At 39.8% G+C, this 13,258-nt stretch carries 16 protein-coding genes; 5 read left to right on the top strand and 11 right to left on the bottom strand.

What is annotated here, in order from left to right; translation table 11 throughout:
• Positions 1-109: 109 nt before the first annotated feature.
• From parC to BQ4305_RS20435, 3 genes are all read right to left on the bottom strand, one after another.
• Positions 110-2,548 carry a DNA topoisomerase IV subunit A gene (gene parC / locus BQ4305_RS20445; RefSeq protein ID WP_110929553.1) on the bottom strand — a complete coding sequence of 813 codons (2,439 nt, stop codon included), beginning with the start codon at positions 2,546-2,548 and terminating at the stop codon, positions 110-112.
• Positions 2,548-4,524, bottom strand: a complete 1,977-nt coding sequence (parE, locus tag BQ4305_RS20440) for a DNA topoisomerase IV subunit B (RefSeq protein ID WP_110929552.1) — start codon at positions 4,522-4,524, stop codon at positions 2,548-2,550. Before parE ends, parC begins: the two co-directional genes overlap by 1 nt.
• Before the next feature lie 236 nt (positions 4,525-4,760).
• Positions 4,761-5,174 (bottom strand): CoA-binding protein, encoded by a 414-nt coding sequence (locus BQ4305_RS20435; RefSeq protein WP_110929551.1) that lies wholly within the window; start codon positions 5,172-5,174, stop codon positions 4,761-4,763.
• A 259-nt stretch (positions 5,175-5,433) separates the two neighbouring features.
• Here BQ4305_RS20435 and plsY point away from each other — a divergent pair, with 259 nt between their 5' ends.
• Positions 5,434-6,033 (top strand): glycerol-3-phosphate 1-O-acyltransferase PlsY, encoded by a 600-nt coding sequence (plsY, locus tag BQ4305_RS20430; protein ID WP_199880776.1) that lies wholly within the window; start codon positions 5,434-5,436, stop codon positions 6,031-6,033.
• A 76-nt stretch (positions 6,034-6,109) separates the two neighbouring features.
• Positions 6,110-6,265 carry a YycC family protein gene (locus tag BQ4305_RS20425; protein ID WP_110929550.1) on the top strand — a complete coding sequence of 52 codons (156 nt, stop codon included), beginning with the start codon at positions 6,110-6,112 and terminating at the stop codon, positions 6,263-6,265.
• 50 nt (positions 6,266-6,315) lie between these two features.
• On the opposite strand, the gene BQ4305_RS20420 is transcribed toward BQ4305_RS20425, so the two are convergent.
• Positions 6,316-6,648, bottom strand: a complete 333-nt coding sequence (locus BQ4305_RS20420) for a PadR family transcriptional regulator (protein ID WP_110929549.1) — start codon at positions 6,646-6,648, stop codon at positions 6,316-6,318.
• 352 nt (positions 6,649-7,000) lie between these two features.
• On the opposite strand from BQ4305_RS20420, the gene BQ4305_RS20415 reads away from it, so the two are divergent.
• Complete coding sequence (locus BQ4305_RS20415; RefSeq protein ID WP_110929548.1) at positions 7,001-7,294, top strand: HesB/YadR/YfhF family protein; 294 nt, start codon at positions 7,001-7,003, stop codon at positions 7,292-7,294.
• Between the two features lie 55 nt (positions 7,295-7,349).
• Here BQ4305_RS20415 and BQ4305_RS20410 read toward each other — a convergent pair whose 3' ends face one another.
• The 7 genes from BQ4305_RS20410 to acnA form a co-directional block, all read right to left on the bottom strand.
• Entirely contained in the window at positions 7,350-7,640 is a 291-nt protein-coding gene (locus tag BQ4305_RS20410) for a hypothetical protein (protein ID WP_110929547.1), read from the bottom strand.
• Positions 7,641-7,666: 26 nt separating this feature from the next.
• Positions 7,667-8,089 carry an acyl-CoA thioesterase gene (locus BQ4305_RS20405; protein WP_110929546.1) on the bottom strand — a complete coding sequence of 141 codons (423 nt, stop codon included), beginning with the start codon at positions 8,087-8,089 and terminating at the stop codon, positions 7,667-7,669.
• 111 nt (positions 8,090-8,200) lie between these two features.
• Positions 8,201-8,431 carry a small acid-soluble spore protein Tlp gene (gene tlp / locus BQ4305_RS20400; RefSeq protein ID WP_110929545.1) on the bottom strand — a complete coding sequence of 77 codons (231 nt, stop codon included), beginning with the start codon at positions 8,429-8,431 and terminating at the stop codon, positions 8,201-8,203.
• Positions 8,432-8,484: 53 nt separating this feature from the next.
• On the bottom strand, positions 8,485-8,628 hold the full coding sequence (locus tag BQ4305_RS20395; RefSeq protein WP_110929544.1) for an acid-soluble spore protein N: 144 nt from the start codon (positions 8,626-8,628) through the stop codon (positions 8,485-8,487).
• A gap of 58 nt (positions 8,629-8,686) precedes the next feature.
• Positions 8,687-8,815, bottom strand: a complete 129-nt coding sequence (locus BQ4305_RS20390; RefSeq protein WP_110929543.1) for an FbpB family small basic protein — start codon at positions 8,813-8,815, stop codon at positions 8,687-8,689.
• A gap of 103 nt (positions 8,816-8,918) precedes the next feature.
• Complete coding sequence (locus BQ4305_RS20385; RefSeq protein ID WP_110929542.1) at positions 8,919-9,446, bottom strand: TlpA disulfide reductase family protein; 528 nt, start codon at positions 9,444-9,446, stop codon at positions 8,919-8,921.
• Between the two features lie 289 nt (positions 9,447-9,735).
• Positions 9,736-12,447, bottom strand: coding sequence for an aconitate hydratase AcnA (gene acnA / locus BQ4305_RS20380; protein WP_110929541.1), 2,712 nt, complete (start codon positions 12,445-12,447; stop codon positions 9,736-9,738).
• Between the two features lie 408 nt (positions 12,448-12,855).
• On the opposite strand from acnA, the gene sspO reads away from it, so the two are divergent.
• Both sspO and BQ4305_RS20370 read left to right on the top strand, forming a co-directional pair.
• Positions 12,856-13,014: a small acid-soluble spore protein O gene (sspO, locus tag BQ4305_RS20375; protein WP_110929540.1), complete on the top strand. Its 159-nt coding sequence runs from the start codon at positions 12,856-12,858 to the stop codon at positions 13,012-13,014.
• 43 nt (positions 13,015-13,057) lie between these two features.
• The gene (locus BQ4305_RS20370) at positions 13,058-13,198 is read left to right on the top strand and encodes a small acid-soluble spore protein P (RefSeq protein ID WP_110929539.1); all 141 of its coding nucleotides are present in this window, start codon (positions 13,058-13,060) and stop codon (positions 13,196-13,198) included.
• Positions 13,199-13,258 lie beyond the last annotated feature (60 nt).

Raw genomic sequence — 13,258 nt, 5'->3', positions numbered from 1 at the left:
CCTGAATTTCTTCGAAGAAATAGCAAAAGAGTATCGAGATTTCTCGATACTCTTTTGAAAAATAATATAGGCACTGTTTCAATAGGAACTTCATACAAAAGGAGTTGAATCAGTGTGATTCTTCGCCTGGCATCATAGTTTTCCATGCCTGCTTCACTTTTCCGCTCTCTGATTCATCCATAATAAATGAACCATTATTATATCTGTCGTGATATTTTAAATCAGATACCCTGATCGTTTCTTCATGGCCGCTTTCCGAAAGAACCGTTATGAGATCTGTTTTGTCAACCGTCTCAAATTCAACCACTCTGTGCGGGTGCGCTTTTAATTCTCGAAGAATAACGACTCCCCGCTTGGCACGGCTTGATTTGTCAAACTCACTTATCTTCATTTTTTTCACTGCCCCACGCTGAGTGACAATTAAAACAGAAAGAGCAGAACCCTCTGATAAAATTTTGCCGCCAATAACAAAATCATCTTCTTTTAAATTTACACCTTTCACTCCTGCTGCCCTGACACCTATTTTACTGATTTCTTCCTCATCAAACCATAATGAATACCCTTGGTTGGTCACAATGAAAAGAGATTGTCCTCCGTCGGTATGGTGGACATCAACCAGTTCATCATCGCCTTTAAGATTGATAGCAACTAAAGGTTTAGAATGCCGAGAAGCTTTATAAGATTGAAGTTCTGTTTTTTTGACCATCCCGTTACGGGTAACAAAAACCAAGAAATCAGCAGGATTGAAGTCTTTTACCGGTATGGCTTTTATGATTTGTTCTTCACGATCGATCGGGATGATATTTGCAATATGCTGTCCAGTTTCCTTCCAGCGAATATCCGGTAGCTGATGTACCGGACAATATAAATAATTCCCTTTATTCGTAAAGAGCAGGAGAACATCCGTTGTGTTCATTTCCAGGCATTCTAACAGCCTGTCAGAATCCTTCATTCCAAAATCATTTCCGCCTGATGCTCCATAAGAACGGAGAGACGTTCTTTTTACATAGCCTTCCTCTGTTACGGTGACCATTACATCTTCACTGGCAATAAGAACTTCAAGATTGATTTTAATTTCTTCTATCTGCTCTTCAATTTTGGAACGTCTAGTATCATTAAATCCCTTCTTGATCATTCTAAGCTCTTTCTTAATGACCTGAAGCAGGACTTTTTCATTTTGAAGAATTTTCGTCAGTTCTTCGATTCTTTGACTGAGCTCCGTTGCTTCTTTTTCCAAGGCTGTTATATCTGTATTCGTTAAACGGTAGAGCTGCAGGGAAACAATAGCTTCTGCCTGCGGTTCGGTAAACTGGAACTCAGCAATCAAATTATTTTTTGCGTCCCGTTTATCTTTCGAAGCTCTGATTACAGATATAACCTTATCCAAAATCGATAATGCTTTCATAAGCCCTTCAACAATATGGGCCCGGTCCTTAGCCTTCTGCAGGTCATAGCGGGAGCGATTCATAATCACTTCCTTGCGATGGCCAATATAGGCATCAAGCAATTGAGGAAGAGACATCGTGGTCGGTCTTTTTTTATAGATGGCAACCATATTGAAATTGTACGTGATCTGCAAATCTGTATTCTTGTATAAATAGTGAAGAACACCGGAAGAATCTGCTTCTTTTTTCAATTCCACAACAATCCTCATGCCAGTCCGGTCAGTCTCGTCTCTGACTTCTGAAATTCCTTCCACTTTACGGTCCAAACGCAGCTCATCCATTTTTTTGACTAGATTCGCTTTATTCACCTCATATGGAATTTCCGTGATAACGATTTGCTCTCTTCCCCCGCGGATTGGTTCGATATCTACTTTGCCGCGGATAATAATTTTGCCTTTCCCGGTCTCGTAAGCTTTCTTGATCCCTTCAATTCCTTGAATAATTCCTCCGGTCGGAAAATCAGGGCCTTTAATGGCCGTCATTAATTCTGATACAGTTGCCTGCGGATTATCAATCCTTATAATGGCAGCATCAATGACCTCACCAAGCTGGTGAGGGGGGATATCCGTTGCATAGCCTGCTGAAATTCCCGTTGAGCCATTCACGAGCAGATTTGGAAACATTGCAGGCAAAACAACAGGCTCCTCTGATGTATCATCAAAATTCGGGACAAAATCAACCGTCCGCTTATCGATATCTCTTAGCAGTTCGGAAGCAATGGAAGAAAGCCTCGCTTCCGTGTACCTCATCGCTGCCGGCGGATCGCCATCGACACTTCCGTTATTCCCGTGCATCTGAATCATCGGATTGCGGACTTTCCATTCTTGGCTCATCCTTACCATCGCATCATAAACAGAAGTATCCCCATGCGGATGGAAATTGCCAATTACATTCCCAACCGTTTTTGCGGATTTTCGAAATGGCTTATCAGACACATTCCCGTCTTCATACATGGCATATAAAATCCGCCGCTGTACCGGTTTTAATCCATCCCTGGCATCCGGGATTGCCCTGTCTTGGATAATATATTTACTGTAACGGCCAAAACGGTCACCTATGACCTCTTCTAATGGCAAATCGCGAAAAGTTTCTTCTGGTGTCATTATTCATCGGCCTCCTCTGTAATCGACATATTTTCATTATCTAAAATATTCGATTCTTCTTCCAGGCCAAAAGCTACATTCGTTTCAATCCATTTACGCCTTGGCTCCACCTTATCACCCATCAATGTTGTAACCCTTCTCTCTGCACGTGCAGCGTCATCGATTTTAACACGGATTAAGGTTCTTGTTTCGGGATTCATCGTTGTTTCCCACAGCTGGTCTGCGTTCATTTCACCGAGACCTTTATAGCGCTGAAGAATATATCCCCGGCCAATCTTTTGTGTTGCTTCCCCCAGTTCATCATCGCTCCAGGCATATTCAATGACCTCTTTCTTTCCGCTGCCTTTGCTGACTTTATAAAGCGGCGGCAGGGCTATATATACTTTTCCTGCTTCAATAAGCGGCTTCATATAACGGTAAAAGAAAGTGAGCAGGAGGACTTGGATATGCGCTCCATCCGTATCAGCATCCGTCATAATGATGACCTTGTCATAGTTTGTATCTTCAATATTAAATTCCGGTCCCACGCCGGCGCCGATTGCATGGATAATTGTGTTGATTTCTTCATTTTTGAATATATCCTGCAGCTTAGCTTTTTCTGTGTTTATAACTTTTCCCCGTAAAGGAAGAACAGCCTGGAAGCGTCTGTCCCTTCCCTGTTTGGCCGAACCTCCGGCAGAATCTCCTTCTACCAGGTATATTTCATTTTTATCAGGATTTTTCGATTGTGCAGGAGTCAGTTTTCCTGACAGGATCGTATCTGATTTCTTGCGTTTCTTACCGCTTCGCGCGTCTTCCCGTGCTTTCCTTGCTGCTTCTCGGGCCTGAAACGCCTTTATTGCTTTTTTTATAAGCAATGTGCTTGTTGTCGGATCTTCCTCAAAAAAATAAGCTAAATGCTCCGATACAATGGAATCAACTGCGGATCTTGCTTCGCTTGTTCCAAGCTTGCTCTTCGTCTGCCCTTCAAATTGCAGCAGTTCTTCCGGAACTCTTACTGAAATAATAGCCGAAAGACCTTCACGGATATCGGTTCCTTCCAGATTCTTATCTTTATCCTTTAGGAGACCGGCTTTTCTGGCATAGTCATTAAAGGAACGGGTCATCGCTGTTTTGGCGCCTACTTCATGAGTGCCGCCGTCTTTTGTCCGCACATTATTGACAAAGCTGAGAATATTCTCTGAATAGCCATCATTAAATTGAAAGGCCATATCCACTTCAATCCCATTTTGCTGCCCTTCAAAACTGACCACTCCATGAAGTGTATCCTTTTCTTCATTTAAATAAGTAACAAACGCCTCTATTCCATTTTCATAATGGAATATTTCATGCTGTCCCTGGCGTTCATCAATCAGCTCAATCTGCATGCCTTTTAATAGAAAGGCAGACTCACGAAGTCTCTCTGACAATGTTTCGTAATTATAAGAAGTTACAGAAAAAATGGAAGGATCTGGTTTGAAGTGGATTTTCGTCCCGCTCTGATTCGTTTTGCCAACTCTTTCAAGAGTAGTGATTGGTTTTCCGCCATTAGCAAAACGCTGTTCATATATAAAGCCATCTCTTTTGATGGTAACAACCAGCCACTCAGACAGTGCATTCACCACGGAAGCTCCCACGCCATGAAGTCCGCCGCTCGTTTTATAGCCGCCTTGTCCAAACTTTCCTCCAGCATGGAGAATCGTCAAAATAACTTCCGGCGTAGGTTTCCCCATTTTATGCATTCCAGTGGGCATGCCTCTCCCTTTATCGGTAACGCTTACGCTGTTGTCCTTATGGATTTTTACAATTATTTGATCCCCGTGACCTGCCAATGCTTCATCTACGGAGTTATCGACAATCTCATACACTAAATGATGAAGTCCGCGGGTATCTGTACTGCCAATATACATGCCAGGACGTTTCCTGACCGCTTCGAGCCCCTCCAATACCTGGATTGCATCATCATTGTACTCGATTGGTTTTAAATTTTTTGCCACAGAAATTCTCCTTTCTTGCCATACACAATTTCCGTGCCATATCATACTTCAAATGAAATGACTAACCATGATAACTAATTATGTACATCTATCGTTCCATACTAAGTATAATACAAACCCAAAAACAGAACAAGTGTTCTTGGTATCTGTCCAAACGGAAATATACACTTCCTTTTTATTTGTGCGAGCTCCTTGTAAAAATGGCGAAAAAAAGGAGGCAGCCGCCCCCCTGTCCATTATTTTGTAAGAGCATGTTCTACTTTAATACATCGATCCATAATAACAGTATAGCCTTTTTTCTTCAAAAAGTCATAGGCTTCCTCATTTTCAAGTCCAAGCTGGGCCCAAAAAATATCTGCATCGATAGAATCAAATTCTCTTGCCAGTTCAGGCAGATATTCAGATCGCCTAAAAATATTCACAATATCTACGTGTCCTTTTACATCTTTTAAGGCGGGCACCGCTGTTACTCCAAGAACTTCAGAAACAGTCGGATTAACAGGAATAATTTCATATCCGCTGTCCTGCATAGCTTTTGAAACCATATAAGAGGTTCTCGAAGGGTTATCGCTCAACCCTACTACTGCTATTCGTTTAGATTGTTTCAGCAATTTGCCGATTTCTTCCCTGCTTGGATTACTTATTGCCATACTATCACCGTCCCTTTCCATGTATTTCTTAAGAACTCGTTTAATTAAATACCCGCTTTTATCTCTTTTAAAAGGATACCGAATATATTATAACGAATAATGAGCTAAACAAACTTTTTTTAATTATTTTTTTCCTTTTTGAAACATTCTTTCACGAAAATGATACAATAATACCTGCGTGAATGGCTTTGGATTAAGAAGAATACTTAAAAAATCAGCTTTGCAATGATTAGAGACTACATATAGAAAGGGCAATACAATGATTATAATACTTATTGTTTTAGCGTTGGCGTACCTGATTGGTTCTATCCCTTCCGGTCTGATCATCGGAAAGGCATTTTATCAGACAGATATCAGGGAACACGGCAGCAAAAACCTTGGCGGGACGAATACATTTCGTACACTGGGAGTAAAAGCAGGTCTGACAGTCACCATTATGGATATTTTAAAAGGAACTCTGGCTGCGCTTCTGCCTCTATGGCTTGATATTGATATTCATCCGCTCCTTGCAGGTGTATTTGCAGTGGTCGGGCACATGTTTCCGATTTTCGCAGGCTTCCGCGGCGGTAAGGCAGTAGCCACTTCAGCAGGAGTCATTCTGGCTTATGCGCCGGTTTTATTCTTAATTTTAGTAGCGGTCTTCTTCATCATATTATTAGTTACCAGATATGTTTCATTAGCCTCTATGACAGCCGCTGCTGCTTCCTTGGCCTACAGTTTGATTTTTAAGTTTGATGATTGGCCGCTTGTACTTGTGACAGCCTTTATAGCTATTTTTATTTTTTATCGCCACCGTGCCAATATCGGTAGGATCATCAATCATACTGAGCCTAAAATCAATTGGTTTAGGAAAAAATAATGAAGAATAATTTTCACAAACAAGATCCAGCCTTTTTATCAGTAGGCACTTGTGAAAGATACAGGAGGCAAGAGACTTGAAGCCATTGCAAATTTCACCTGAAACTGCACAAAAATTAGCAAAATCTCTAAACCTTCCGCTTGAGCAAATTCTCCATATGCCAACTTCGGTCTTGCTGAAAAAGATGTCTGAAGCGGAATCCAAACAAAAGACAGCGTCAGATAAAGACTGACTGCAGTTCAAAAACACATCGGGAAACACTCGATGTGTTTTTTGTTTCTTCTATTCTGCTGGCCGATTTGAAATTCGCCTTATTGTCTCCTGAAATACTTCCCATTCCTCCCATAACTCTTCTGCCTGCTTACTCCCTTTTTTCGTCGCATAGTAGTATTTCCGCCTTGGTCCTTCCATGGAATCCCTCCAATAACTTTTCAAATATTCCTTTTGTTCAAGTTTTTTCAGTGCAGGATAAAGCATGCCTTCTTTAAAGGTAAAATACCCTTCTGAACGCAACTTCAATTGTTCAATGATTTCATAACCATACATATCTCTCTCCCCTAAGAGAGATAAAAGAATCATCTCCGTCGTACCTTTTAACAGTTCCGTCTTACGCAAGTTCACCCCTCCTGTATCATAACAAGATATAGACTTTCTTAGACTACATCTTAATGAAAGGTACTTTTTTTCTTATTATATAACCATTTTTCTGAATTATCAATAAACTAAAAAGATTTTATAATATATTTGAGCGTTCAAATACCTAGATTAACGATGTAGTCTAGCCTATTCAATTCGACATTTTATTCGCGATTGTTCTTTTTAAAGAACAATCGGTTAAATAGGAAGTTTTTTTAAGATAATTTCATGATATTCTGTTGAAAATGAAAGAAAAAAGAAGCCATTCATTGAATTTCACTAGGATTAATTTATACTTAAAGAAACTGATATCAGCCAAGGAGGCTTGTATATGGAATTGAAAGTAACGGACCAGGCCGTTGAATGGTATAAAAATGAACTTGACTTACAAACTGGTGAGGCACTGCGGATTTTTGTCAGGTACGGAGGACACAGTCCCATCCAAAGTGGATTTTCTCTCGGATTAATGGCTGAAGATCCGGCAGAGCCGGCTGTGAGTTTTAGGCATCCTGATTTGACTTTTTTTATTGAAGAAGATGATTTATGGTATTTTGACGGGCATGATCTTATCATTCGATACAATGAAGAACGGGAAGAGCCCGAATTTGATTATATTCAGCCTTAAGAAACATAAAAAAAGCCTCAACAGCAGAAAAAGCTGTTGAGACTTTTAAAACTCCTTATTTTAAATGATTTTCGATCCCCTCGGCTTTAAGGATTTCTTCTTGCTTAGCGCCAAGCAAATCAAAATGAGAGTAACCATCCTGGCGGTGATGAATCCACTCTTTTTGCAGGCCGTACTGGCTCCCCCATACTGCAAGTGCGTCTAAATCTTTGCAGCCAACTTTAGTAACAGTCTTGCATCCAGGGAATCGGTCATCCAGCCAATAATGGGTTAAAAAAGCAATTTCTCCTGAATCAATTTTTTTCTTCCATTCAATGACATGTTTTCTTTTTACTCCGAAAGCCAACTGTGCTCTCCCCTTTATGTAGATCTTTACACCTGCTTTTTATGCTTTTCATAGGCTTCATGCCATTCAGGGAAACTTTTTTTGATGGAGATAGGCCTAAAGCTGTCCTTCTTTACACAGACATGCGAAGAACTTCCCGTCATTGAAAGTTCCCCTCCTCCATTACGGATTTCATACCCATATCTTACCCTTAAACCATCATAATGTTCAATCCAAGTCTGAACACTGGCTGTTTCTCCATATCTGACTGGTTTCTTATAAGAAGCAGTAATATCAATAACCGGGGAAATTACTCCTTCTTTTTCCATATCAGCATAATTAAAACCAATGTCTTTAATCAGTTTGGTTCTGCCTATTTCCATCCAAATCAAATAATTTGCATGATAGACAACACCCATTTGATCTGTTTCTGCATACCTGACTTCTATTTGCTGCTCTGCAATATGCATAGCCCTCTACCTCGCCTTCTTATAAATCCCTACCCATTTTACCATAGTTTCTCATCAAAAAAGGGAGAAAGGCTTCGCACTCCCTTCTCCCTCTTTCATTCAAAAAGCTGTTCAGCGGTATCCATTTTGTCTTGCTTCGTGTTCATCCTTGATTTCTTCGCGATTAGCTTTAATACTCTCCATACGTCTGTCGTTTTTAGCTTCTATGGCCTGCCTTTCTGTTTCAGATGCGAGAGGCAGAACTTCTTCACTTTCATGGATATTTCTTTCAGTATTTTGAATCATATCTTGTAGTTTTTCCACATTGTCTAAACGATTATCCGGATTTGGTTTATTTTGCATGCTAATCCCTCCGTTTTTTTGTTTACATAATATTATTATGTAAACAATCAGTATTATTCCCCTTTAGTCTGAATTACTTGAGGGTGTTTCCCTGATTTGTCTTGCATTTGCCTGCCTTTATTGCCCCCTGCTTCTCGAGGCTGTGTTCCAATATGACTCGGCCTGAAATGCTGTGAATCTTTTTTTGGATTACTCATTTACATCCCTCCTTCTCTTAGAATGAACGGATGATAAAAAAATATGAACTCCATTTTTTTACTCAGCTTTTTCGATATGTCTTTGCTCTAATCGCTTCTCGATTCTTTCCATTAATATAGAATCCTTCATCACTTCATTTTTATTTTCTCTGACTAATTCTTCAAATGTTTTTTTTCTTTTTTTCATTTTTTTCACCTCATTAGAATGTTAATACTATCCTTTCCAAATTTTCTTTAAACTATAAATTTTCCCATAAAAAAAACGGAATATATTCATTCCGTTTTGCATACTATCTGAGAAATCGCTGCATATCATTATATGTCAATGCACCAACATATTTATTTCTTATGTAGCCTTTTTCATCAATAAAAAATGAGGTTGGTATACTTAGGACCTGATATTCTGTATTAATCGCTTTCTTTCCAGCAGGATCTAATAAAACAGGAAAAGTAATGTTATTATCCTCTATGAAGCCTTTTACATTGTTTTCGGGATCAATGTTGACTGCCAAAATAACGGTATCATCTTCCGTCTCTTGTGAATATTTCTCCATATCAGGCATTTCTTCTTTGCAAGGCGGGCACCATGTCGCCCAGAAGTTAAGCAGAACTTTTTTTCCCCGGTAATCAGATAGCTTGGCAGGTTCTCCTGATAAGGTCTTCAATTCAAACTCCGGAGCCTTGCTTCCAATGTTCAGGCCCCCCAAATTCTCTTGCTGACTGTTTACCTTTTTCTCCTCTTGATTGCTCATTGCTTGTACAATGGCCGTGCCAATTAAAAGGATCAGCAGGACAGTGGCTGCTACTTTTTTTATCATAAAATCCCCTTTCCTTCACTGTGTATCCATTATATTTAATATTCAGATTTCTATCATTATTCTATGTCTTACTCTTTCCATAATAGTATCAATAATCCATTTTTAAAGAAAGATATTGTTAAACCAAAATCATAAAACCTTTATATATCATACCATTTCCTATTCCTTCTTGCCGTTTCTCTGAAAACATATCATCTTAACATACCACTTAAGACATAATCTTTTAGAACTTCGGGCAAAATAAAAAACAGCAACCCGCAGAAGCGGATTGCTGTTTTATAAAAGAGATTTAGCCTTTTAACTTGCCACGCAATACCATTTGAAGGATACCGCCATGACGATAGTAATCAATTTCGATTTCAGAGTCGAAACGTACTAAAGCTTCGAATTCTTTCACGTTGCCAGCTTCATCAGTAGCTGTAACTTTTACGATATCGCGTGGTTTAACTGTTTCGTCGATTTGAACTGCAATCGCTTCTTTACCAGTTAATCCAAGTGTTTCAGCGTTTTCTCCTTCTTTGAATTGAAGTGGAAGAACACCCATCAAAGCAAGGTTAGAACGGTGAATACGCTCAAAGCTTTCAGCGATAACTGTTTTAATGCCAAGAAGGTTAGTACCTTTAGCAGCCCAGTCACGTGAGCTTCCCATACCATAATCTTTACCCGCTAGAATGGCAAGACCTGTGCCGTCTGCTTTGTATTTCATACAAGCATCATAGATCGCCATTACATCGCCTGTTGGCCAATAAGTCGTATATCCGCCTTCAGTTCCAGGAGCGATTTGGTTACGGATCCGAATGTTAGCGAAAGTACCGCGCATCATTACTTCATGGTTACCACGACGGGAACCATAAGAGTTGAAATCACGAGGACTTACACCATTTTCACGCAAGTAGATACCAGCTGGAGTATCTTTACCGATAGCACCTGCAGGTGAAATGTGGTCAGTCGTTACTGAATCACCAAATTTACCGACTACACGCAATCCAGAAAGAGGATTTACATGGCCTGGTTCTGGAGATAAACCTACAAAGAAAGGAGGATTTTGAATATATGTTGACTTCGCGTCGAATTGATAGATGGATTCGTTGCTTGTTTTGATTTCATTCCAACGTTTGTTATCATTGAATACAGTTTCATATTCTTTACGGAATAGGTCAGGAGTAACAGTCGCTTTAACAACGGCATTTACTTCTTCTTGTGATGGCCAGATATCTGCAAGATAAACATCATTGCCATCTTTGTCTTTTCCAAGTGAATCATTTTGAAGATCAAAATCAACTGTACCGGCAAGTGCGTATGCCACAACCAATGTTGGTGAAGCCAAGTAGTTAGCTTTTACCAATGGGTGAATACGTCCTTCAAAGTTACGGTTACCAGAAAGAACAGATGTTACTAAAAGATCTGCTTCTGAAACAGCTGCTTCGATTTCATCAGCCAACGGACCAGAGTTACCGATACATGTTGTACAGCCGTATCCAACGATGTTGAATCCTAATTGATCTAAGTAAGGCTGCAATCCTGCATCACGAAGGTATCCAGTAACTACTTTAGATCCCGGAGCCAAAGATGTTTTTACGTATTCAGGAACTTTTAGGCCTTTTTCAACTGCTTTCTTCGCAATCAGACCCGCTCCAAGCATTACGTAAGGGTTAGAAGTATTTGTACAGCTTGTGATGGCCGCAATCGCGATAGCACCAGTTTTCATTGTTGCTTCATTGCCGTCAGCAAACTTAACAGTAACTTCTTTTTCTAATTCTGAATCGTCCATTCCAAAGCCTTGGTTGCCCATTGGAGCATTAATAGCTTCATGGAAAGATTTCTTCATTTGTGAAAGCGGGATCAAATCTTGCGGACGTTTAGGGCCGGAAAGATTGGGTTCCACTTCAGAAAGATTAATTTCTACTACATCTGTATAAGTTGGATCTTCATTTTCAGGTGTGTAGAACAATCCATTAGCTTTGCAATACTCTTCAACCACTTTAATTTGGTTTTCGTCACGGCCAGTCAGACGCATATAGTCAATTGCTTCTGCATCAACCGGGAAGAAACCGACTGTAGCACCGTATTCAGGAGCCATGTTTGCAATTGTGGCGCGGTCTGCAAGAGGAAGATATCCTACACCAGGTCCGAAGAATTCAACGAATTTACCTACTACTCCGTGAGCACGAAGCACTTGAGTTACTTTTAAAGCCAAGTCAGTTGCAGTTGTTCCATTTGGAAGCTGACCAGTCAGTTTAACACCGACTACTTTTGGTACTGGGAAGTACGAAGGCTGTCCAAGCATTCCAGCTTCGGCTTCAATTCCGCCGACACCCCATCCAAGAACACCGATACCGTTGATCATTGTAGTATGTGAGTCTGTACCGAAAACAGAATCAGGGAATACTTCAAATTCTCCGTTTGGAGTTTCAACAGCATGAACCACGTTTGCTAGGTATTCTAAGTTCACTTGGTGAACAATACCAGTTGCAGGCGGAACAGCACGATAGTTATTAAATGATTTCTGTGCCCAGCTTAGGAATTGATAACGCTCTGCGTTACGTTCGAATTCCAAGTCCATATTGACAGATAGAGAATCTACAGATCCAGCTTTGTCAACTTGAACAGAGTGGTCGATTACTAGATCAACCGGAATCTCAGGGTTGATTTTATCAGGATTTCCGCCTAAAGCGGCAAATGCATTTCGCAGTGAAGCTAAGTCAACTACTACCGGTACACCCGTGAAATCTTGAAGAATTACACGTGATGGCTTAAAAGGAACGTCGATATCTTTTTGTTCGTCAGTTCCCCATTTGGAAAGGTTTTCAACATGCTCTTTTGTAATTACTCTTCCGTCAACTTGACGCAAAACTGCTTCAAGAAGAACTTTGATTGAATATGGAAGGCGTGATACTTTGCCTGCACCCGCTTTTTCTATAGCATCAAGGCTATAGAAATTGTAGCTTTTTCCATCAATCTGGAAGGATTTGCGTGCTTGATACACATCATTGTTTGCCATTACAATATTACCCCCTATTAAGACTAGCAGAACACAATTCTGCACACAGAAGCAAAACGTGGTTATGTTACAACCATGTTTACCAATAAAAAAATTATTAAGTAAAAAGTCAGTTTTCGTCGAAAGATCTATTCTTTCTCCATCCCCAACTTCCCTTTCGAATTTATTGTATTATAAATTTTGGTATAAGTAAATAACAAGAATGTTATTGTTTTTGATAAGTTTTTCTTATTAGAAAATCCCTCATCCTTTTTCCTTAATTGAAAAACATGGAATTTATATACAGTTTGTTTTTATTTAATCGTGAATTCCTCTTCCTTTCATTATCTTAATAAAATTTCCACCTTCAGTTTTATTTCCCTTACATAAGGCCAGTCTTTTGACAAAAAATATGGTTGGAGGTGCAAAATGAAAAAAAGAAAAGCGAATCATGTAATTCCAGGCATGAATGATGCCAAGGGACAAGGTGCAGGTGCCGGCTATAACGAGGAATTTGCAGGGCCTCTTAATTTCCCGCTATCGGAAGAACAAAAGCAAAACAATAAAAAAAGGAAGAAAAATCAATAATTCCTTTCGATAAGAAGCTTTACAGTATTTTGTAGGAGGTGCGATGAAATTGGATCAGCAAAGAAAAAATACAAAGCTCCCAAATGAAGGAAAAGGCGGACAGCCTGCTCCTCTGAAAGGTTCCCATAAAGTGAAAAACAGAAATCATACACGCCAAAAGCATAATACACATCATGATATGTAAAATTGCCGGCTTCCTTTTGGAGGCCGGCAATAATTTCTTAATCACCAACCGGAGTAAAGC

The sequence above is a fragment of the Bacillus massiliglaciei genome, from assembly GCF_900098925.1.
Lineage (GTDB): Bacteria > Bacillota > Bacilli > Bacillales > DSM-1321 > Peribacillus > Peribacillus massiliglaciei.
This window is presented reverse-complemented; position numbering and strand designations above follow the sequence as displayed.